Source organism: Rhizobium sp. R339 (genome assembly GCF_002211395.1).
Taxonomy (GTDB): domain Bacteria; phylum Pseudomonadota; class Alphaproteobacteria; order Rhizobiales; family Rhizobiaceae; genus Rhizobium.
Genome location: NZ_LOKV01000029.1, coordinates 136,290 through 158,142 on the forward strand (window position 1 = coordinate 136,290; position 21,853 = coordinate 158,142).

Below are 21,853 nucleotides of genomic sequence, written 5' to 3' on the forward strand. Positions count from 1 at the left end.
TTCATTAAGCGGTCGGAGGATAGATGTTACCTCTTCCCTCGAAGAGCGCACCGCTCCTGAGGAAGAAGCCACGGAAAACCGCGAGGACGTAACGATCTTCCGGTGGGCGGCACATTCCTTCCCGGGCATAGTGCGGAGCCAGCAGCATGCTTCTGAAGCACGTTGCCAGCCCGGCATTCCGCCTTATCCGACATGGTTACGACCGTAGAATAGCCGACTTCTCTACCGGCCGCCTACGGTCGCACGTCATAGGAAGCCGATCGAGATCCAGGGCACCGCTGCGACGATCGCAAGCCCGAGAAGCAGGGCGATCATGTACCCCCACAGCGGCTTTATGCCTTCCACCGGGTTCACACGGCCGATTGCACAGGCGGCATAATAACCGACGCCGAACGGCGGGAGGAACAAGCCCACTCCCATGGCGAGAATGACCACGATCGAATAGTGCACGTCGTGGATCCCTAATCCCTTGGCGATCGGAAATACCAGGGGTGCGAACAGAACCACCGCGGGAATGCCTTCCAGCACGCTACCGAGCACAATGAACGCGACGATCGACACGATCATAAAGATCGGCGCTCCTCCGGGTAGACCCGCCATCGTCTGAACCAGCCCACGCGAAAAACCCGATTGAGTCAGGCACCAGGCCACAGCCGTTGCCGCCGCGATGATGAAAAGGATGGCTCCGGACAAGACCGCCGTTTCCACCAGCATCGGACCCACCCGCTTCCAGTCGAACCGGCGGTAAATGAGGAGGCCTGCCAGCAGCGAGTAGGCAATGCCGATTGTCGAGACTTCCGTGGCGGTAGCAACGCCTTCGACAACCGCTGTACGGATGATAAAAGGCAGGGCCAAAGCCGGAAGCGCAATCAGGAATGTGCGAAAGATCTCCCTGGCTGGCGGCTTGCGAAAACCCGACATGTCCTCGTTGCGATAGCGCCACCAGACGACAACGCAAAGCATCAATCCGCAGACGAACGCCGGCAAAAGACCGCCTATGAACAGGGCCGAAATCGATACGCTCGTAACCGATCCGATGGTGATCAATACGAGGCTCGGCGGGATCGTCTCCGTCTGCGCACCCGTAGCCGCAAGCAGGGCCACGAGATCGCCGGGCTTTGATCCTCTCGCTTTCATCTCCGGGAACAGTGCCGGGGCGACAGCAGCCATGTCGGCGGTCTTCGAACCCGATATCCCAGACACCAGATACATTGCCGCGACGAGGACGTAACACAGGCCGCCTCTGACATGTCCGAGCAAGGACGCCAGGAAGTTCAACATCGCTTTTGCCATACCCGTAACCTCCATCAGCATACCCAGCAGCACGAACAGCGGGACCGCCAGCAGGAGAAGATGCGACATTCCCTCATCAAGCCGACCCGCGATCACGCTTATCGGACGGCTCGTACCCAGAGCCACATAACTGATGGCAGCGAGAGCGAACACGAACGCGATTGGTACGCCGCTCAGCACACCTAGTGCGATGAAGACTACGAAGAAAAGCACGAGGTTCCAGTTGCCCATCGCCATGATCAACGGTTTCGCCGCAATCGCCAACCCTATCAAGCATGCGGCTACAAGGACCCCGATCAGGAAATCGCTCAGCGTGATGCGCTGAAGGGCATTGGTCACGCCAAGGATAAGCATCAGGCCAAGTCCGATCGGAAGACCAAAAGAACGCCATGCGACCGAAACTTCCATCGCGGGAGTGACGACCGGAACTTCATGAAGAGCGTAGGCCGTGGCCTTGGGCAGAAGAAGCACGCAGACCGAAAGGCAAAAGACAAGTGCAGCCACCTCCAGTCTTGCCCTTACGACGGGCGGCATCGCGTCCGCGATAACGCCCATCCTCATGTGCTGTCCGCGGTGAAAAGCGAGGACCGCGCCCACGATCGAAAGCCAGAGGAACAACATGGAGGCGAGCTCATCCGACCAGATGAGCGGCTCGCCCCATGCATAGCGGGCGAAGACGCCCGCCGACAGCACGAGTACCTCGACGACAACAAGTGCTGCGGCGATCAATTCAATCAGGCGCACCAGGCGCGTTTCAGCTTTCGCCAGGACTGGCCACGCGCCGATCACCGGGGGGCTGACATTTTCAGAAGTAGCCATGTCAACGCCTCAGATCAATTTGCCCGAGGTAGACTCCAGCAACGCCCATGCTTCCTCGCCAAAACGCCCCTTCCAATCGGAGTAGAACGACGAAGCTTGCAGCGTCGCGCGGAACTTGGAAACATCGACGTCGATAAATTCAAGACCCTTGCTCGTCAGCTCTGCCTGGAGTTCGGAATTCAGCTTTTCGACATCAGCGCGTTGCACGATAGCCGAGCGATTGATCTCGGTGACGACAATGTCACGCAAGTCCTCAGGCAGCATCTCGAAGTTGTCCCGATTGGCGAGAATCCAGAAGCCGTCCCACATATGGTTAGTCCGGGAGAGATACTTTTGAACCTCGTACATCTTGGCAAAGTAAATGCCAGCGAGCGGGTTTTCGAGACCGTCGGCGACGTGGGTCTGGAGTGCGGAATAAGTTTCGCCCCATGGAATCGACGTCGGCGCGGCGCCGAGAGACTTGAAAAGCGATGTCCAGAGCGGCGCAGGAGGGACGCGGATCTTGAAGCCCTTGAGGTCCTCGGGCGACTTGATCGGTTTCCCGATCGAGGTCGTCTGCCGAAAGCCGTTGTCCCACATCTTCTCGAAGGCGATCAGGTTGACCGTCTCAAAAGCCGTCCGGATGCTCCGGCCGAGCTCACCATCAACCGACTTCCACACGTGCGCGTAGTCGGGGTAGGCAAATCCTACACCGGTGATGGCCGCCGGCGGGACGAGTGTCGCTGCGATGAGGCCTGTCTGCGCAAGAAGGTCCAGGCCACCTGATCGAAGCTGGCTGAGCATATCAGCATCGGTGCCGAGCTGGCTCGCGGGGAACACCTGAATACTCACGCGGCCGTCTGTCTGCTGGCTGATCTTGTCGGAAGCCTCGGTCATCCGCGTGTTGAGCGGATGATCAACCGGCATGATGTTGGCGAATTTAAACGAGAATTCAGGCGAACTCGCACGCATGATGCGCGGTGCCGCAAGCGCGGCGGTCATCGCCACGGAACTCATAATAAGGGTACGGCGATTCATTCTGATCATTGGTTCCTCCTCTAACCGTGTTGATCTATGTCGATGTTTTTAGGAGCCTCCAGCGCAGGCGCTCTCCTCGTAAGCGTCCTCAGTTTCTTGCAGGTTGCTTAGACCTTGGACTGATGTCGCTGAAGCCGGGAGCCTCCCACTGTGCGGCTGGACGTAAATTAGGCGCTTGCGCCAAACGTCCGCAAATGAATTGCCTCCGGCCAATGGTGAGTTGAACTCAGGCGAGTTCGGCGTGACCCGCGATGGAGGCAAAGTTTTTCTAGGAGAACGCGCCAGGCAACATGAATCCAGGTCACATGTTTTTTGCGCAAACTCTTTTGATGTGGAGGAAGCCGCCATGCTAACCGCTTTGCATGCGAGCATGGCACTCCGGTGGGATGTGCCGGCCTATGACGTGCCAGTATCGCGGAGGAGACCGGAATTGCACCAAGCTTTAGAAACAAAGCCGAGCCCGGCACGAGGACCGGGAAAACCGACAATCGGTTTTATCGGTCTCGGCTCGATGGGATTGCCGATGGCGTCGCATCTCCTAAAAAGCGGCTTCAGGGTCAAGGGGTTTGACATCTCGGAGAATGCTCTAAGAAGCTTCGCTGACAGTGGCGGGACTGCCTATCCAGACGCTACAGAAGCGGCCAGCGAGACCGACGTCTTGATGTTGATGGTAGTCAACATCGACCAGGCGCACCAAGCCCTCTTCGAACGGGGCGCCTTGGCAAATTCAACCAGGGCCAGCGTCGTCGTCCTGATGTCAACATGCCCTCCCGGCGAGGTTGAACAGCTCGCCGAGGCCGTTATTGCTCGCGGTCACCGGTTTCTGGATGCGCCTGTTTCCGGCGGCGTCGCCGGAGCGCGCGACGCGTCGCTCTCCATCATGGTGGCTGGCGACAGGCAAACCTATGAGACGAGCCGCAATCTTTTCGACGTGCTCGGCTCCAAGATCTATTATCTCGGAGAGCGGCCTGGCCAGGCATCGGTTGCCAAAGCAGTCAACCAGTTGCTGTGCGGCGTACACTTGGCGGCAGCGGCTGAGGCGCTGTCGCTCGCCGAAAGGGCTGGCCTCGACACCTCAACGGTACTCGAGATCGTGTCCGGCTCGGCGGCCGCCAGCTGGATGCTCAACGATCGTGGCCAGCGGATGCTTCTGGAAGACCCTGAGGTAACGAGCGCGGTAGACATTTTTGTGAAAGATCTCGGTATCGTGCTTGCCGCCGGCTCCTCTGCCAGGGCCGCCCTGCCGCTCGCCTCCGTTGCGCATCAGTTCTTCCTTGCCGCGTCTGGGCAGGGGTCAGGCTCGGCAGATGACAGTCAGGTCATTCGTGCGTATCGGGGAATGACCGCGGGCCAGAAGGAGGCAAAGAAGTGAGTGCCGAGATAAAGAGCAATTACGCGCGACTGTCCGGCATCACCATGCACTACCTGACCGCAGGATCCGGTGAGCCGCTGGTTCTCCTTCACGGGGTGCCGCAGAGTTCGCACGAATGGCGGCACGTGATCCCCTTCCTCGCGGACAAGTACGCGATCATCGCGCCGGACCTGCGGGGCCTCGGCGACACTTCCCGGCCCGCCGATGGGTACGACAAGAAAACGATTGCCGAGGACGTGTGGGAGCTTCTTTCTGAACATCTGAAGATCGATCGCTTCAATCTTGTGGGACACGACTGGGGCGGCCCGGTGGCGTTTGCCCTGGCCGCGCAGCACCGGGGGGCTGTTAGCAAGCTCGCGATCCTGGACGTTACCATTCCTGGCGATGGAGCGGACATGTCGCAAGGCGGCCGCCGTTGGCACCACCCTTTCTTCAGGACGCCGGATTTGCCGGAAGCGATGTTCGGCGGTCGCGAGCAAATCTATCTGGAATGGTTGTTTGACAATTACGGCAGCCGGGCAAACGTGCTATCTCAGGAAGACAAGAATGAGTATTTCCGTACCTACCTGAAACCGGGTGGCCTGCGCACACTTCTCGCCTATTATCGGGGCTTTCCAACCGACGTCAAAGACAACGAGTTATTCCTCGAAAGGGATGGCAAGCTCGAAATGCCGGTCCTCGCCCTGGGCGGAGACAGTGGTTTTGGCCGCGGCATGGAGACGATGGAATCACTGCAGCGGGTGGCAAGTGACGTTCGAGGCGGATTGATCCCGGGCTCGGGTCACTGGGTTGCGGAAGAAGCTCCCGAATTCATAGCGAACGAACTCGGGAAATTCTTCGGCTAAACCACTGCCTGACGTCGGGGATGCGCGTCTGATCCACCAGTCGCGCATCCCCGACCCTGATTGCGCATAACTCACCTCCCGCCGGCGTCGATCTCATTCGCAGAAACCGCGTCGCCAGCCAGGGTCTCTTCGATCCAACGTTTGAACAGAGCGATCTTTGGCGTTCTTGCCCTGGACCGTAAGTACACGAGACTATGGCAATTGATGCTGGGGCCTTCCAGGCCAAACGGCGCAACGAGCCTCCCGCTTTTCAGATCTTGCCGGACGAGTATGAGGCTTTCCAGGCAAACGCCAAGTCCATCCGCGGCCGCATTGATGGACATGAAAGATCTATCGAAACGCAGCCCCCGATCCATGTTGAGCCTCACACCGTGGTCGTCGGCCCAATCCTGCCAGCGATAGAGGTTCACTTCGGAGTGGATGAGCGGAAATCTGGCGAGATCCTGCGGTGAGCGTATTCCGTTTGCGCCCTCGACCAACGATGGGGCGCACAGGACCACTATTGGCTCGGGCGGGAAGGGCTCGACGGCGATGCCAACCTCCACGGGCTGCGTTCCGTAGCGGATGTCTATATCGACGTTGCCGGTCCTGAGCTCGGCCGGGTCACCAGAAGCGTGCAGTCGAAGATCGATCTCCGGATAGCGGGCGCTAAACCGGGCGAGGCGAGGCATGAGCCACTGCGAAGCGAGACTGACAACCGAATGGATATTCAGAATGTCACTTTTGCCCTTCGTCGTGAAATTGCGAGTAGCGCTCTCGATCTTTCGAAAGGAGGCGCTGATCTCTTCAGCGTAAGCCCTTCCCGCGTCAGTCAGCATGATTGAACGCCCGGAACGATGAAATAAAGCAATTCCGAGCTCCGAATCCAGCGCGGCCATTTGATGGCTCACGGCCGAGGGGCTGATGCTCAGTTCCTCGGCGGCTTTTCCAAAAGATCCAAGACGTGCGACGGCTTCCAACACCTGTAGCGATCGCAGCGAAGGAAACTCCAACGCGCTCATCACCCCTCCTCCTGTTTATGCGTGCCTCGCCACCTTTCCTACTTGAGACATTCAGTACGCTGGAGGACGCCCTTCCTCTATATTCCATGAGGAAATTTAACGCAAATAACGCATTTGTTGAGATGGATTCATGCATTGACCGATGGAATTCGCTTGTCCGGATGAAGCGTTTTTAACACTTTGCCCTTCGGAACGGCCTTTGCGCCGTTCTTTGCTAAGGGAGGAATGCATGGCTGAACGGGTGATCTCCGTGTCCGGCGCGCCGTACGACGGGCATAGCAGAGAGGCCGCACTGGAGAGCGCGGCAACCCTCGGGTTCACGCATTTCGAGCCGGCCTTTATCGTTGGATATACAGAACCCTTCGATGAGACCGCCTTCACACCTTCCGAGATGACCAGTTGGCGCAGCGCGCTTAGGTCTTCGGGGCTCTTGTGTCATGCAATGTCGTCGCACATCGACCTCGGTTTCGAAGATTCGGTCGAAGTGTTCACGGGCCGCATGGCATTCGCCGCGGCGATTGGAGCCAAGGTTATTGCGACCAACGCGGCTGCCCGACAGAGAGAGGCAACATTCCGTCGCAACGTCGAAACCATACTGAGAAGAGCGGAAGCCTTCGATATCATCGTTGGCCTGGAAAACCCAGGAGACGGCAGCGATAGCCTGATCAACACCGCGCGGGACGGTATTTCTCTTGTTGAGGAATTCGGATCGCCCTTTCTAAAGCTAAATTACGACGCCGCAAACACAGCGTCACATCGACCGGACATGGACGATCTCGCAGGTGATGGAATCCTGGCGCTGCCGGAATCGGCGCACGCCCATATCAAGGATGTCCGTGAAACCGACGAAGGTTGGTTTTTCTGCGATATCGGCGACGGCAAGGTCGGGTGCGAGCGCCTCCTGGCTGCAATCGCAAAGCTCGACAGTCTCCCGGTCAGTATTGAACTTCCCTTGAGACTGCATCGCAATCGGCAGGCGCAGCCCGTTCGCCGCCGAGATCCCGTGCCGCTGTCATCGATCGAGGACTCGCTGGCTCGGTCGCTCAAGGTCGTCCGGCGAGCGCTCAACGACAATCAATGACCGTGTCTGGAGGAGGACGCAGTGCAACGTTTTGTAAACAACCGCGATGAGGTCGTGGAAGATACCATCAAGGGCTTTGTGAAGGCACACCGAGACATCGTGCGCCTCGCCGAAAACCAACGCGTGGTGACGGCGATTGACCGGCCCGCGCAAGGAAAAGTGGGTGTCGTAACTGGAGGTGGCTCCGGACACGAGCCTGCCTTCAGTGGCTATATAGGCCGCAACATGCTCGACGCGGTCGCGGTCGGCGAGCTGTTTTCGTCGCCAACGGCAAAGAGCTTTCATGATGCCATACGCGAAGCGAATGGTGGAAACGGCGTCGTTGTCCTCTACGGAAATTATGCCGGAGACAACATGAACGTGAAAATGGCGATGAAACTCGCCGCGAAGGACGGCATCGAGGTTGCCACGGTGGTTGCGAACGATGACGTGTGCTCCGCCTCCGCCGAGGAGCGGGAGAAGCGCCGAGGCGTTGCCGGAGAGATCTTCATGTGGAAGGTCGGCGGAGCGAAAGCGTCGATGGGCGCCAGCCTATCCGAGGTTCGTGACGCAGCACAGAAGGCCATCGACAATTGCCGCTCGGTCGGTGTCGGATTGGGGCCGTGCACTCTTCCAGCGGTCGGACATCCGAACTTCCAGATCGAGCTTGGCACCATTGAAGTCGGTATCGGCCATCACGGCGAGCCGGGCGCGCGAGTAGAAGCGCTCAAGAGCGCATCAGAGGTCGCCAAGGATATGTGCCAGATCGTGCTGGATGATCATGATCTCGGCTCGGGGACAGAAGTGGCCGTACTGGTATCTGGCCTTGGCGCGACACCGCTGAACGAACTTTACATTCTCTTCGACACCGTCGAGGAGGAAATCTCCGGCCGCGGCCTCAGGATCCACAAAGCGTATGTTGGTAACTACTTCACGTCTCTTGAGATGGTTGGAGCGACTTTGACGGTCATGGCGCTCGATGAAGAGCTAAAGTCGCTACTGGAGGTCGAGGTTCGCTGCGCGGCGACGCTTTAAGGAGGGAACAATGCAAAAAATGAATAACGCGGCAGCCGGAGAAATCGTAGTCTCCATGGCAAGAGCGATCATCGACAACCGCGCCTACCTCAGCGAGATCGACGGCAAGATTGGCGACGGCGATCACGGAATAAATATGGCGAAAGGTTTCGGTTTAGTGGCCGACCGGATACGCGGCAAGGAGCTATCGCTCGCAAAAGCGCTTGAGACCCTCGGAACAGTCCTGATGACCGAGATCGGCGGATCTATGGGTCCGCTTTACGGTGTGATGTTCACCGAGTTTGCCCAGCAGATCGATCAGGTCGACCAGATCGACAACAAGACGTTCAGCCGAATGCTGCATGCTGGCTTGACGGGTATTCAACAAATTGGTTCGGCCAAAGTCGGCGACAAGACATTGCTTGACACGTTGGTGCCTGCTGTTGAAGCTTTTGACAATGCGACATCAGAAGGAAAATCCTTCGACGAGGCATTGGAACTCCTCGTTGCGGCAGCCGAAAGTGGCCGCGATTCGACGGTGAACTTGATCGCGCGGATCGGCCGAGCCAGCAGGCTGGGCGAACGATCGCTCGGCGTGCTGGATGCTGGTGCGACGTCTTGCGCGCTGATCCTCAAGGAGTTGTCTGAGGGAACCCGTAATAGGCTTCAATAGTGTCATCGCTTCTTGAGCGTGATCATAGTGAGAACCGAAGTGATGCCGAGCTTAAGGGGAAGCCAATCCAGAGTGCCGCTCGGTTATTGATGTGAAACGCGCCGCGATAGAAATCCGGCAACAGTCCTCCGTGTGCCGCCCGAGGGTGGACACCCGCTTTCGCGGACTCCGGGAATCAAATTTGGCGGACAGATTGGGTCGGCGGCGAACTATGCATTCGGTCTCCGGGCACCATCGCTCTCGCTTGCAGGGTCGGGTTCCGCAAACCGCGAAAGGCACGACTCATCGCAACTTAGGCGGTGCCACGACTGAAGCTGACGCGACATTCGGTCACGCGGCGACGCAGAGTCCTTCGCTCAGCCAACACCTGACCCGCTAAATCGAAGACACGAGTAATCGGCCTGCGGGCAGCGACGACCTGGCACGAAGCTCGAAAATCGTGCGTCGAACGGTGGCCCAAACGGAAGCAAGCCAATCCCGCTTGTCTGTGATGGCGTCCTGGCCCGGTTCCGGATCTTCCACGATCAACCCATAAAGGGTCCGCTAGCAAGCTGCGGCCGCGTCGGCTTCGCCTCGCGGTGATCGCGCCCGGACCCCGTGCCTTTTGAGGAGCCATCGAGCGGGAATTGGCCCGCTCCCGTAGGAGCCTCTCAAATGTCGCACGATCTCTCTCTCGCACAGTCCCACGCCCTCCAGCTTTCCCGTGACCTGATGGTCCCGGTCACCCTCTTCGAGGTCGACGGAGAATACGGCGTCCTTCCTTCTGACGAGATCGACGCCGACGATCTGGCGATCGTGCACGAGTATACGCCATGGCCGGCTCATTGAGCCGGCGCCGCGTGGGTGCCCCTTGCGAGCGGCAGGCCGCAAGGGGGGCTTCGCCGCGTCCGACGTCAGCTTGCATGATCCGACAATTGCCAGCCGCGCCCTTGCGGTCTTTGCTCTTCGGGGCCTGCCGAAAGGCGTCGGTGAACCGACGGGCAAGGAAGGATTATGGAGGCCGATCGCTGGGCGATCGGAATGAAAAATGAAGAGAAGAGAGATTGAAGCGCTGCGCGATCAGGTCAGTTGTGCGGCAGTGCTTGAGCATGCCGGTTTTGCAATAGACGCGAAGGAAAGCACACGGCGGGCGGTCAAATTCCGCCGCGGCGGCGAGATCATCATCGTCACCTATGAAGGGCGCGGATGGTTCGATCCCCTGTCCGACGCGAAAGGCGATGTGTTCCGGCTTGTCGAGCATCTCGATCGGGTCGGCTTTCTCGAAGGTGCCGAGCGGGTCGCGGCTCTGGTCGGTTTTCAGATCACGGAGCCGGAATGGCAGTCGGCGAGAGATGGCGAGAGATGCGACCTCTCTCTTGCCGATCGTTGGCAATCCCGCAGGCGACCCTGGCCCGGTTCCGCGTCGTGGCGATACCTCAATGGCGAGCGCCGCCTGCCAGCGACCGTGCTGCGAGCGGCGATCAAAGGCGACCTTCTGCGCGAAGGTCCGCAAGGCAGCATGTGGGCGGCACACCGAGACAAGGCCGAGCTCTTGACCGGCTGGGAAGCGCGGGGTCCGCAATACCGGGGTTTTGCGTCCGGAGGAACCAAGGTTCTTTTCCGCTTCGGTTCGGACAGCGCACTGCGCCTGGCCGTCACGGAAGCCGCGATCGATGCCATGAGCCTCGCAGCGATTGAGGGTTTGCGTCAGGGCACGGTTTATCTCAGCACTGGCGGCGGATGGTCTCCCACCACGGAGGCAGCGTTGCGGGAGTTGGCCGCAAAACCTGGCGTCCAGATGGTTGCTGCGACGGACGCCAATGCGCAGGGCGACATGTTTGCCGAACGGCTGCGGACGCTTGCCGACGATGCAGACTGCGACTGGACGCGACTTCGGCCGCCCGTGGAGGACTGGAACGAAACCCTGAAGATCAGGGAAAAGGAAAAGACGGAAAGGATGGAAGGAGGAGGCGTGCCGCATGCGCGCCGCCCGCGTCAAGGGAGGCTTCGCCCGGCGGAGCCGGCCCTTGACCCAGACGGTCACGATGCCGGCGGCAGCCAGGGGGTCATGAAGGACTGAAGAGGAAGGCAAGGTCGAGAGGACAGTGCCGCGCTTCGGCCCGAAACCTCCGAAGGAGCCGCAGATGAATTCCTCTCCCGCAATCCGAAAAGTCTTCCAGGGCGTCGCAAGCCGACCGCAGATGTTCCGCATGTTCGACCGTCATCTCCAGGGGCCCAACCGCTGGGAAGACGACGCAATGCCGCTCTATGCCGGCGAATGGTTCGAGATCGGCGAGGCCGAGCACGACTATATGTTCGAAATCCTGCCGCCGCTCTGGATCCGCGGTTCGATGTTTGCGATGCGCGAGTTCCTGACCGGCTCGGTGACATCGGTGTTCTTCGCACTCCGGATCGACGAGGCGTTCCGCTATTTTCACGGCTATTGCGACCTTGCCGAGCAATCGTCCGTCGAGACCATGCGCCTTGCGATCATCGAGCGCGAAAGTCGTCCGGTCAGGGCCATGACGCATGAGGAGCGCCTCGAGCATATCTGGAGCAGTACGGCGGACGACTATCGCGGCTATGCCGGCGAGCGCTGGCCGGAGGCCTCGCGTGGCAAGCGCACCGTGATGATCTACGGCGGTAAAGGCGGCACTGTTCTGAAGTTGCTGGAAGACCTCAGCAACGACGAGATCGCCGCCAAGCTGCCGGTACAACTGCGCAACCTCGCATCGCCGATCGCGGCTTGAGAGTTTCCGCTTGTATCCGTGCGCGAGCAATCGCGCTCGGCCCACGATAGCCGCGCAGCCCATGCAGGCGGCCCCCCTCCACCCCTTCGCGTTCCTCGACTGTCGCTTGCGGCGGATCGATGACGCTCGCTTACAAGGAACTTTCGATGAGCAACGATCCCTTCACCCTCGATATGTTTGGCAGCAGCGCCTTGTCATCAGGACTCGGTCTTGGCGTCACCGCGTTCGGCGGTTTTGCCGCCAACGACGACGAGTCCGACCCGACCCCGCCCTCTCCTGCGCCGGCGCGGGCTCTGCCGGCGACCAACCGGCCGGCGTCGCGAAAGCAAGGGCAGCGCGCCAACTTCTATCTCGACGACGGCGACCGCGATCTCGCCGCGACCTGGAAGGAGCGGGCACGCATCAATGTCGTGGCCATCCTCACCGCCAACGAAATCGAGAAGCTCAATCTGCCGGCGACCCCGACTGCGCAGGCGAGGCTGATCCGCTTCACCGGCTTCGGCGCTGGTGAATTGGCGAATGGCATGTTCCGGCGGCCGGGGGAAACCGACTTCCGCACAGGTTGGGACGATCTCGGCAACTCGCTGGAATCGGCCGTCAGCGGGGAAGAATATGCGTCGCTTGCCCGTTGCACCCAATATGCCCACTTCACCCCCGAATTCGTCATTCGGGCGATCTGGATGGGCTTGCAACGTCTCGGCTGGCGCGGCGGCCGTGTGTTGGAGCCCGGCATCGGCACTGGCCTGTTTCCGGCGCTGATGCCGAAACACTATCGCGAACTGAGCTACCTCACGGGTGTCGAACTCGATCCCGTCACGGCCCGCATCGCGCGTCTGCTGCAGCCGAACGCGCGCATCGTCAACGGCGATTTCGCGCGCACCGACCTCAATGCGATCTACGATCTTGCCATCGGCAACCCGCCCTTCTCCGATCGGACGGTTCGCTCCGACCGGCAATATCGTTCGCTCGGTCTTCGGCTGCACGATTACTTCATCGCCCGATCGATCGATCTCCTGAAACCCGGTGCCCTGGCCGCCTTCGTCACCAGCGCCGGCACCATGGACAAGGTGGATGGCACTGCCCGCGAGCATATCGCCAAGTCCGCCGACCTAATTGCCGCGATCCGACTGCCCGAAGGCAGTTTTCGGCGGGACGCAGGGACCGACGTCGTCGCCGACATCCTTTTCTTCCGCAAGCGCAAAGCAGGCGAGCCGGAAGGCGACCTTTCGTGGCTTAACCTGGAGGACGTCCGGCCGACTGCCGAGGACGGGGGGGTGATCCGCGTGAACCGGTGGTTCGCGCAGCATCCGGGCTTCGTGCTCGGCGATCATGCCCTGACTTCCGGTCCCTTCGGGAAGACCTATACGTGCCGGCCTCGCGCCGGCGAGGAGCTCGACGCGGCGCTGACGGAGGCAATCGCGCTTCTTCCGGAAGGTCTTTATGACGGCGAGCCGACCGCCATCGACATCGATCTGGAGGATGAGCTTGCCGAGATCGTCGATCTGCGTCCCGACAATGCCAAGGTGCGCGAAGGCAGCTATTTTGTCGATGTCAGACATGGTCTCATGCAGGTCGTCGACGGCGAGCCCGTTGCCATCAAGGTGCGCAAGGCGCGCAGTGGCGTGGGAATTTCTGAAAAGCACGTCCGGATCATCCGCAAACTGATCCCGATCCGCGAGGCCGTGCGCGACGTCCTGAAAGCCCAGGAACTGGACCGGCCGTGGCGCGAGCTGCAGGTACGGCTGCGCATCGCCTGGTCGAACTTCGTGCGCGATTTCGGCCCGATCAACCACACCACTGTCTCGATCATCGAGGATGAGACGACGGGCGAGGTTCGTGAGAACCATCGCCAGCCGAACCTTCTGCCATTTCGCGACGATCCGGACTGCTGGCTGGTCGCCTCCATCGAGGACTATGACCTCGAAACCGACACGGCCAGGCCCGGGCCGATTTTCTTAGAACGCGTCATCGCGCCCCCTTCCCCGCCCGTCATCACCTCCGCCGCCGATGCCTTGGCCGTCGTCCTCAACGACCGCGGACGCATCGACCTCGATCATATTGCCGAACTTCTTCATTGCGCCACGGATGCGGCTCTCAATGCGCTTGGCGATACTATTTTCCGCGATCCCGCCGACGGCTCCTGGCAAACCTCCGATGCTTATCTCTCCGGGGCCGTGCGCACCAAACTTGCTGCCGCGGCAGCTGCGGCCGAGCTCGATCCCGCTTATGAGCGCAATGTCCGTGCGCTTCAGGCGGTGCAGCCGGCTGATCTCCGCCCGTCTGATATCACCGCCCGGCTGGGCGCACCCTGGATTCCGGCCGCTGATATCGTTGACTTCGTGCACGAGACGATGGGCGCCGAGATCAGGATCCATCACATGCCGGAACTCGGCTCTTGGACAGTCGAGGGGCGGCAACTTGGTTGGACGGCAGCCGGTACATCCGAATGGGGCACTGACCGCCGGCATGCCGGTGAGTTGCTCGCCGATGCACTAAACAGCCGCGTGCCGCAGATTTTCGACGTGTTCAAGGACGCCGACGGTGAGCGGCGCGTTCTGAACGTCATCGACACCGAGGCCGCCCGCGACAAGCTCCAGAAGATCAAGCAAGCGTTCCAGAACTGGGTCTGGACCGATCCCGATCGCACCGACCGGCTGGCGCGGGTCTATAACGATCGCTTCAACAACATCGCCCCACGAAAATTCGACGGCTCGCACCTGAAACTTCCCGGCGCCTCTGGCGCCCTTGTTCTTTATGGGCACCAGAAGCGCGGCATCTGGCGCATCATCTCGTCGGGATCGACATATCTCGCCCACGCCGTCGGCGCCGGCAAGACGATGACCATGGCAGCCGCCATCATGGAACAGCGCCGGCTCGGTCTTATTGCCAAGGCGATGCTGGTCGTACCCGGCCATTGCCTGGCGCAGGCGGCGCGGGAGTTCCTGGCGCTTTATCCAAACGCCCGCATTCTCGTTGCCGACGAGACGAATTTTTCGAAGGACAAACGCGCTCGGTTCCTGTCACGCGCGGCGACCGCCACGTGGGACGCGATTATCATCACGCATTCGGCATTCCGGTTCATAGCCGTGCCGTCGAGTTTCGAGCAACAGATGATCCAGGATGAGCTCGAGCTCTACGAGGATCTGCTGATCAAGGTCGACAGTGAGGATCGCGTGTCGCGCAAGAGGCTCGAGCGGCTCAAGGAAGGCCTGAAGGAACGGCTGGAGGCGCTGTCCACCCGCAAGGACGACCTGCTGACCATCCCGGAGATCGGCGTGGACCAGATCATCGTCGATGAGGCGCAGGAATTCAGAAAACTTTCCTTCGCCACCAACATGTCGACCTTGAAAGGCATCGATCCGAACGGATCGCAGCGTGCCTGGGACCTCTACGTCAAGTCTCGCTTCATCGAGACGAAGAACCCTGGCCGGGCTTTGGTTCTGGCGTCCGGCACGCCGATCACCAATACGCTTGGCGAGATGTTCTCGGTCCAACGCCTGCTCGGGCATGCGGCCCTCGCCGAACGCGGGCTGCATGAATTCGACGCCTGGGCCTCGACCTTCGGTGATACGACGACGGAACTGGAGATCCAGCCATCAGGCAAATACAAGCCCGTCAGCCGTTTTGCTTCCTTCGTCAACGTCCCGGAACTGATCGCGATGTTCCGGTCCTTCGCCGACGTGGTGATGCCTGAGGATCTCCGCGACTACGTCAAGGTGCCTGATATCTCGACCGGCCGCCGGCAGATCCTGACGGCCAAGCCGACTCAGGCCTTCAAGAATTACCAGACGATCCTCGATGCCCGTATCAAGGCGATCGAGATGCGCGAGGGACCGGCGCAGCCCGGCGACGACATCCTTCTCTCCGTCATCACCGACGGTCGCCATGCCGCCATAGATCTCCGCCTGGTCGACGCGGACAATGACAACGAACCGGACAACAAGCTCAACCTGCTGGTCCAGAACGCTTTCCGCATCTGGCAGGAGACCGCGCAAAGCACGTATCTCCGCCCCGACGGCAAGCCTTTCGATCTGCCGGGTGCGGCGCAGATGATCTTTTCGGATCTCGGCACCATCAATGTCAAGAAAAGCAGGGGCTTTTCCGCCTACCGCTGGATCAGGGACGAGCTCGTCCGCATGGGCGTTCCGGCATCCGAGATCGCCTTCATGCAGGACTACAAGAAGTCGGAGGCGAAGCAGCGCCTGTTCGCCGACGTCCGTGCCGGCAAGATCCGCTTCCTGATCGGCTCGTCGGACACAATGGGTACCGGCGTCAATGCGCAGCTCCGTCTCAAGGCGCTGCATCATCTCGACGTCCCCTGGCTGCCTTCGCAGATCGAGCAGCGCGAGGGCCGGATCGTGCGTCAGGGCAATCAGCATGACGAGGTCGATATCTTCGCCTATGCCACCCAAGGTTCGCTAGATGCCTCGATGTGGCAGAACAACGAACGCAAGGCTCGCTTCATCGCGGCGGCACTCTCTGGCGATACTTCGATCCGCCGGCTGGAAGATCTCGGCGAAGGTGCGGCCAATCAGTTCGCCATGGCCAAGGCGATTGCGAGTGGCGACGAACGCCTGATGCAGAAGGCGGGACTCGAGGCGGACATTGCCCGTCTCGAACGCCTGCGCGCCGCCCATGACGACGACCAATATGCCGTGCGCCGGCAGATTCGTGACGCCGAACGCGATATCGAGATCTCGAAGCGGCGGATTGCGGAAATCGGCAAGGACATCGGGCGCCTCGTTCCGACCGCGGCCGAAGCCTTTGCCATGACTGTCGTCGGCGAGGCTTTCAACGAACGGAAAGCCGCCGGTCGCGCCTTGATGAGGGAAATTCTCACTCTCGTTCAGCGCCAGCAGGAAGACGACAGCGTCATCGCCTCGGTCGGGGGCTTTGACCTCGTCTATTCCGGCGAGCGGTTCGGCAGGGACGATGGGTATCGCTACACGACCCTTCTCCAACGCACTGGAGCCGATTACGAAATCGATCTGCCGGTGACCGTGACGCCGCTTGGCGCTACCTCCCGCCTCGAGCACGCGCTCGACGGTTTTGACGAGGAGCAGGAACGCTATCGCCATCGCCTTCATGACGCCCAGCGGCGTCTCGCCTCCTACCGCTCGCGCGAGGGCGGCCTGTTTGCATTTTCCGAAGAACTCGCCGAGAAGCGCCGGCAGCTACGGGACGTCGATGAGGCATTGGCAGCCGTGGCACACGAGAAGAGCTTATCCGCCTCGGAAGCGGCCTAGGTCCGACGCCATTGCCGGACCTGTGTCCGCTCGGGTTTTGGAAGCGCTGCAGCATTCACATGGCTGCAGTGCACAAAAAGCGTTTTCCAAGTGGTCAAAAATCGAGCATAACGCATACAGCTGATGCACATGGCGGCTTTCCTCCCAGTTCCGCCGCAGCAGCTGTTCCCCTCTGGAGGTTTATTGACCTTCACACTTCATGGGCCGCGGTTTCCGCTGGCCCATTTTTTTTGTCTCCCATCTTATCCCGATCGACATCCAGTCGCGCGCAATCCGATGTGTTTTGCAGGCCGGCGCGTCAGCCGCCGAAATGAGAAACAAGCAAGGGAGAAAAGAAGAAGAGGGAGATGAACCGGTCGCAGAGCAGTCGGCTGGTCGCCGCTTCCGCTCAACCGCCGCCTCCGCATCCCGCCACTCGTCCTTCGCAGGGCTGTAAGCCCCGCTCGTCCTTCGCGGCAGCGATGCTCGGCCGCAGTTGCACCCAGCCGCCCGCTCCGCGGCCCGGGAAGTGTCTTCGGAAAGAATGAAGACGCGAGAAGGGCAGGCAGAGGGCCGTGTCCAATCCCCGACAAGGAGCATCCCATGCAACTGATGAAGGTCGATCCGCGTGCGCTGAAGGACAACCCCGACAACACGCGCCAATCGAAGTCGACGCCGCAGGCCGACGCCCTGCTTTTGGCGACGATCAAGGCCGTCGGCGTGATCCAGCCGCCGGTCATTTTCCCGGAAGTCGGCGGCAACGGTTACATCATCGAAGCCGGTCACCGGCGCACTCGAATGGCGATTGCCGCCGGTCTCGAGGAAATCGACGTGATCGTCGTCGAAGCGGCCAACGACAATGGCGGCATGCGCTCGATGGTCGAGAACATTGCGCGCGAGCCGCTCAATCCGGTCGACCAATGGCGGGGCATCGAGCGGCTGGTCGCGCTCGGCTGGACCGAGGAGGCGATCGCGGTGGCGCTCGCGCTTCCCGTCCGCCAGATCCGCAAGCTTCGTCTGCTCGCCAACGTGCTGCCTTCCATGCTCGACCAGATGGCGAAGGGGGACATGCCCAACGAGCAGCAGCTAAGGACGATCGCGGCCGCATCGTCCGAAGAGCAGAAAGAGGTCTGGAAAGCCCATAAGCCCAAAAAGGGCGACACGGCGGCCTGGTGGCAGATCGCCAACGGCCTCTCGAAAACCCGCATGCATGCCCGCGACGCAAGTTTTGGCGACGATCTTCGCCTCGCGTACGGTATCGAGTGGGCCGAGGACCTGTTCGGCCCGGCCGATCAGGACAATCGCTACACCACCAATGTCGAAGCCTTTCTCGGCGCCCAGCAGGAGTGGATGGCGAGCAACCTTCCGAAGAAGGGCGCCATCGTCGAGGTCAACAATTGGGGCCAGCCGGAACTGCCCAAGAAGGCCGAACGCGTCTACGGCAAGCCGGCGAAGGGCGATTGCACCGCGATGTATCTCGATCGCGACGGCAAGGTGCAGAGCGTCCACTACCGGATGCCGGAGCCAAGGAAAACCGATGGGCGACCCGGTCCAGCCGGTGGCGCTTCGACGGAGGCCGACGACGACACCGATGTCGTCGGGAAGACCAGGCCCGAGGTCACGCAGAAGGGCCAGGACATGATTGGCGATTTCCGTACCGATGCGCTGCATGAGGCGCTCGCCCGGGCGCCGATCGAGGACGACATGCTGATGGCGCTCCTGGTCATGGCGTTTGCCGGCACCAATGTTCGGGTCGATTCCGGTGCCAACGACACCGTGTTCGGATCGAAGCGTTTCCAGCGTCATGTCGCGCGCCTCTATTCCGCAGACGGACGCTTGTCGTTCGACATGGACGGCGCGCGTGTCGCCGCCCGCTCCGTTCTCATCGACGTGCTCTCATGCCGGCGCGGCATGTCGAACAGTGGCGTCGTCTCGCGCATTGCCGGTGACGCGATCGGCGCGGACGCTTTCCTTCCAAACATGGGCACCGAGGATTTCCTGCTTTGCCTGTCGCGTCAGGCGCTGGAAGCCGCCGCCAAGTCGGTCAATCTCGTCCCGCGGGCACGGGTCCGCGAAACCCGCGCGGGACTCGTCGATCACTTCGCGGCCGATGCTGCCTTCGTCCTTCCGGCGGCGCTGTTTGCGCCTGACCCGAAGGACATCGCAGATATCATGAAGCACGCCGATGATGTCGCGGGCGACGACAGCGACGGTGCTGAGGACGAGAGCATCGGTGTCGACGGCCTCGATCCAACGGCGACGGGACATGACGATCCCGGCGACGACCCACTGAGTGATGCCGCCTCCGACGAGGAGGAAACCGCCTACGGGATTGCGGCGGAATAGCCGCCGCCCCATCCTTCTCCGTTTGATCTTCCGCCGCTGGTCGTCCCGGCGGCGGTTTCGTTTCCACCACCCGCAAAACTTGAAGGAGGATGCGATGTCCGCGTCTCTGATTTATGATCTCGCCCCGATCGGCTCCATCGTCGCCTGGTCGGATGGTACCCCACGACCGCCCGAGTGCCACAAGAAGAAACTGTCAGCTTGCAAACGCGCAATAGCCAGGGTCGGCTGATCCGCAAGGAAGGCAAGCGCGGCGTCGGCGCCACCAGCCTGACACCGTGTTTCACGCTGCATGAAGGCGATCTCGGCGCAAATGGCATCATCACCATCCGTATCCACCGGACCTTCTCGCTCGATAGCGGCCTGACATTCAAAGTCGTCGAGCGTCCCGCACTTGGATCAGTTCGCGTCTTCGATCGCCCCGGCGCCAATGCCGAACTCGTTTACCTGGGAAACAATCGGCAGGCGGCCGCGGAATGGCTCGCCCGGCACGGATATCCGCATGCCGTTCTCGAGGAGGTGACCGCCGACGAGGTCGCCGCCGATCAGATCGAGGGTAGGACTGCAGCATGACTATGGTCCGTTCGCAATCCTTCGAAGTCTCCGCCCCTGACGCGTCAGGGGTGGAGTTCGGCAGAAGCGCCGACGGCATGGCCGTTGCGCGTGTGGCCGATCTCGTCTTCGCCATGGTTCCCGCCCGGGATAGGCAGTATGTTCTTGCCAGTGCCTGGCGCGTGTCGCGGGCGCTTGCCGAACTGAAGCGCGATGATTTCTATTCGCACCATGGCTCTGTCGAGGGCGAAGCCGCGTTCCGTAACCGCATGATCGAACAGGCCGGGCACAGCCGCGAACTGCGGATACTATCCGCCAGACCGTCCGGGTGACCTGCAGCACCCCATGGGGGCCGTCGCAGGGCGCCACCGTCTACGCCGACGGAATCGTGTGCCATACGACGGCAGGTCATGGTGGCTTCAGGCTCTCCGACGCCCGCAATGCCAAGGTCCACTCGATGCTTAGGATAGATGGCGGCTGGTATGAAGAGGACGCCGCCTGGGCAATCGTCGCCCTCACCTTTCCGGACCTGTTCACGACCTATGAGCGCAAGTGCGCCGACAAGACGATCCGCGAGAGCTGGCCGGATGCCTGGGAAACGATCTTCGGTCGCTCGCTTGCACCCGGCGAGTCTTACCATAGGAACGCCGAGCCATTCGCACGGGAACATGCCGGCGACTGGATCGTCACCGCGGCACTTCGTTCGGACCATCACACTGGTATGACCGAGGTGATCGCCACCATCGGCGGCAGGCGAGGCGAACATGCGCAAGAGCGGCGCGTTCTGGTGCCGAGCGACGAGTATGCGGTCGGTCGCTTCGGCTTCATCATCGATGAGACGCGGCATGCCGTCTATGCCGGCCCCTCCAGCTTCGCCGCTTGGCGCGGGAGGGCGGCGTGATGTCCAATTCCGAGCAACGCGCCGCGCAGTTTACCAAAATGGAATCGGCGCGACGGCAGACGCAGCACCAGCTCGATCTAATCAACCGTCAGATCACGCGACGCATGACCACGATTGTTCCCCAGTTCGGTCGCCGTCAGTGCGGATATCGTCGCGGCAAGGCGCCGCAGCCAAGCGCCTTCCTCGAACGCTACCGATCCAATCTTGCAGCGATCACCGCCGAGCGTCAGCCGGAAATCGATGCGCTTTCGAGAAAACTCGCCCGACAGGATGCGGCAATCGCGGCGCTGCGGGCGAGAGCCGGGTCCGACGGCACAGTCGTGGCCGCTACCGGTCCGGGAGGCAGGACGCCATGAGCACGATCGGAGACCTGGAGCGAAGAGCAGGCATCGGCGCATCACCGGCGGAACGCACCGCTTTCTGGCTGCAGTTCCATCACCTCGAAGGCGAAGCCTGCCTCAATGCCGGTGTCGCGGAACTCAGGCGGTTGATCGCTCTAAGGGAAGCACCGGCGGATCCCAGACCAAAAACGCGCACCGTCCGTCGCACACGCGAAACGCTGCCGCCTTTGACGCCGGAACGGGAAGCAGCACTTCAGGCCTATGCCGCCAGGCATGGAAGGCGCTGGAAATCGATCCTCAACAACGCCTGGATGGGCGGGCCGCCGTATGATGACGGCGGTCTGCTTCGTGGACTTCGCAACTCGCACGGTCCCACCTGGCTACAATCCTACCGGTTGCCGAAGCCGGCCAAGCGATAGGTCGAGTGCTTGACGTCGGTGAGCTGGAAAGGCTCAGGCAAGCGGGCGGGCCTGTTATTTCGTTCGAGGACATCATAGTCCCGCGCCTTGCCGGATCGCCCTTCGGTTTTGCTGCGGTCTGAACCGGCGGCCGTGCGCTTCAAGGCCGCTGTCGCGCCGCGGGGCGGCCGGACCCCGCCGTCCTTCACGGAGCAGGCTTCGCGTGCTCTATCGAGGGCAGTTTGCCCTCTTCGCCCGCAAACCGGCTCC

General features: G+C 61.2%; 15 protein-coding genes and 2 pseudogenes. 14 read left to right on the top strand and 3 right to left on the bottom strand.

What is annotated here, in order from left to right; genetic code table 11:
- Positions 1–246: 246 nt before the first annotated feature.
- Both ATY76_RS32425 and ATY76_RS32430 read right to left on the bottom strand, forming a co-directional pair.
- On the bottom strand, positions 247–2,112 hold the full coding sequence (locus ATY76_RS32425) for a TRAP transporter large permease subunit (RefSeq protein WP_028003112.1): 1,866 nt from the start codon (positions 2,110–2,112) through the stop codon (positions 247–249).
- Between the two features lie 9 nt (positions 2,113–2,121).
- Positions 2,122–3,138: a TRAP transporter substrate-binding protein gene (locus ATY76_RS32430; protein ID WP_015341920.1), complete on the bottom strand. Its 1,017-nt coding sequence runs from the start codon at positions 3,136–3,138 to the stop codon at positions 2,122–2,124.
- Between the two features lie 394 nt (positions 3,139–3,532).
- Between ATY76_RS32430 and ATY76_RS32435 the strand changes: the two genes are divergently transcribed.
- Positions 3,533–4,501, top strand: a complete 969-nt coding sequence (locus ATY76_RS32435; RefSeq protein ID WP_267880566.1) for an NAD(P)-dependent oxidoreductase — start codon at positions 3,533–3,535, stop codon at positions 4,499–4,501.
- Positions 4,498–5,346, top strand: a complete 849-nt coding sequence (locus tag ATY76_RS32440) for an alpha/beta fold hydrolase (protein ID WP_013984742.1) — start codon at positions 4,498–4,500, stop codon at positions 5,344–5,346. Before ATY76_RS32435 ends, ATY76_RS32440 begins: the two co-directional genes overlap by 4 nt.
- A gap of 71 nt (positions 5,347–5,417) precedes the next feature.
- On the opposite strand, the gene ATY76_RS32445 is transcribed toward ATY76_RS32440, so the two are convergent.
- Positions 5,418–6,347: a LysR substrate-binding domain-containing protein gene (locus ATY76_RS32445; RefSeq protein WP_088678656.1), complete on the bottom strand. Its 930-nt coding sequence runs from the start codon at positions 6,345–6,347 to the stop codon at positions 5,418–5,420.
- A 229-nt stretch (positions 6,348–6,576) separates the two neighbouring features.
- Between ATY76_RS32445 and ATY76_RS32450 the strand changes: the two genes are divergently transcribed.
- The 12 genes and pseudogenes from ATY76_RS32450 to ATY76_RS32505 all read left to right on the top strand — a co-directional run bounded on the left by ATY76_RS32450 (position 6,577) and on the right by ATY76_RS32505 (position 21,604).
- Positions 6,577–7,428, top strand: a complete 852-nt coding sequence (locus tag ATY76_RS32450; protein WP_088678657.1) for a TIM barrel protein — start codon at positions 6,577–6,579, stop codon at positions 7,426–7,428.
- A gap of 21 nt (positions 7,429–7,449) precedes the next feature.
- The gene (locus ATY76_RS32455; RefSeq protein WP_013984745.1) at positions 7,450–8,442 is read left to right on the top strand and encodes a dihydroxyacetone kinase subunit DhaK; all 993 of its coding nucleotides are present in this window, start codon (positions 7,450–7,452) and stop codon (positions 8,440–8,442) included.
- 10 nt (positions 8,443–8,452) lie between these two features.
- On the top strand, positions 8,453–9,094 hold the full coding sequence (gene dhaL / locus ATY76_RS32460; protein WP_013984746.1) for a dihydroxyacetone kinase subunit DhaL: 642 nt from the start codon (positions 8,453–8,455) through the stop codon (positions 9,092–9,094).
- Between the two features lie 654 nt (positions 9,095–9,748).
- Positions 9,749–9,922, top strand: a complete 174-nt coding sequence (locus ATY76_RS33905; RefSeq protein WP_190233781.1) for a hypothetical protein — start codon at positions 9,749–9,751, stop codon at positions 9,920–9,922.
- 199 nt (positions 9,923–10,121) lie between these two features.
- Entirely contained in the window at positions 10,122–11,153 is a 1,032-nt protein-coding gene (locus tag ATY76_RS32465; protein WP_190233782.1) for a DUF3991 and toprim domain-containing protein, read from the top strand.
- A gap of 64 nt (positions 11,154–11,217) precedes the next feature.
- The gene (locus ATY76_RS32470; protein ID WP_088678747.1) at positions 11,218–11,823 is read left to right on the top strand and encodes a DUF1419 domain-containing protein; all 606 of its coding nucleotides are present in this window, start codon (positions 11,218–11,220) and stop codon (positions 11,821–11,823) included.
- A 146-nt stretch (positions 11,824–11,969) separates the two neighbouring features.
- Positions 11,970–17,069 carry a helicase-related protein gene (locus ATY76_RS32475; RefSeq protein WP_088678748.1) on the top strand — a complete coding sequence of 1,700 codons (5,100 nt, stop codon included), beginning with the start codon at positions 11,970–11,972 and terminating at the stop codon, positions 17,067–17,069.
- A 582-nt stretch (positions 17,070–17,651) separates the two neighbouring features.
- Complete coding sequence (locus ATY76_RS32485) at positions 17,652–19,394, top strand: ParB N-terminal domain-containing protein (protein WP_088678659.1); 1,743 nt, start codon at positions 17,652–17,654, stop codon at positions 19,392–19,394.
- A 94-nt stretch (positions 19,395–19,488) separates the two neighbouring features.
- Positions 19,489–19,964 (top strand): annotated as a pseudogene (locus tag ATY76_RS32490) (hypothetical protein).
- Positions 19,961–20,844: pseudogene (locus ATY76_RS32495) on the top strand (hypothetical protein). Before ATY76_RS32490 ends, ATY76_RS32495 begins: the two co-directional pseudogenes overlap by 4 nt.
- The gene (locus ATY76_RS32500) at positions 20,844–21,200 is read left to right on the top strand and encodes a hypothetical protein (RefSeq protein ID WP_088678660.1); all 357 of its coding nucleotides are present in this window, start codon (positions 20,844–20,846) and stop codon (positions 21,198–21,200) included. Before ATY76_RS32495 ends, ATY76_RS32500 begins: the two are co-directional and overlap by 1 nt.
- Entirely contained in the window at positions 21,197–21,604 is a 408-nt protein-coding gene (locus tag ATY76_RS32505) for a hypothetical protein (RefSeq protein WP_088678661.1), read from the top strand. The genes ATY76_RS32500 and ATY76_RS32505 overlap by 4 nt, the downstream gene beginning before the upstream one ends.
- Positions 21,605–21,853 lie beyond the last annotated feature (249 nt).

Coding starts and splice junctions, on each gene's coding strand:
- ATY76_RS32425 (WP_028003112.1), bottom strand. CDS start 2,112: ATGGCTACTTCTGAAAATGTCAGCCCCCCGGTGATCGGCGCGTGGCCA.
- ATY76_RS32430 (WP_015341920.1), bottom strand. CDS start 3,138: ATGATCAGAATGAATCGCCGTACCCTTATTATGAGTTCCGTGGCGATG.
- ATY76_RS32445 (WP_088678656.1), bottom strand. CDS start 6,347: ATGAGCGCGTTGGAGTTTCCTTCGCTGCGATCGCTACAGGTGTTGGAA.
- ATY76_RS32450 (WP_088678657.1), top strand. CDS start 6,577: ATGGCTGAACGGGTGATCTCCGTGTCCGGCGCGCCGTACGACGGGCAT.
- dhaL (WP_013984746.1), top strand. CDS start 8,453: ATGCAAAAAATGAATAACGCGGCAGCCGGAGAAATCGTAGTCTCCATG.
- ATY76_RS33905 (WP_190233781.1), top strand. CDS start 9,749: ATGTCGCACGATCTCTCTCTCGCACAGTCCCACGCCCTCCAGCTTTCC.
- ATY76_RS32465 (WP_190233782.1), top strand. CDS start 10,122: ATGAAGAGAAGAGAGATTGAAGCGCTGCGCGATCAGGTCAGTTGTGCG.
- ATY76_RS32470 (WP_088678747.1), top strand. CDS start 11,218: ATGAATTCCTCTCCCGCAATCCGAAAAGTCTTCCAGGGCGTCGCAAGC.
- ATY76_RS32475 (WP_088678748.1), top strand. CDS start 11,970: ATGAGCAACGATCCCTTCACCCTCGATATGTTTGGCAGCAGCGCCTTG.
- ATY76_RS32485 (WP_088678659.1), top strand. CDS start 17,652: ATGCAACTGATGAAGGTCGATCCGCGTGCGCTGAAGGACAACCCCGAC.
- ATY76_RS32500 (WP_088678660.1), top strand. CDS start 20,844: ATGTCCAATTCCGAGCAACGCGCCGCGCAGTTTACCAAAATGGAATCG.
- ATY76_RS32505 (WP_088678661.1), top strand. CDS start 21,197: ATGAGCACGATCGGAGACCTGGAGCGAAGAGCAGGCATCGGCGCATCA.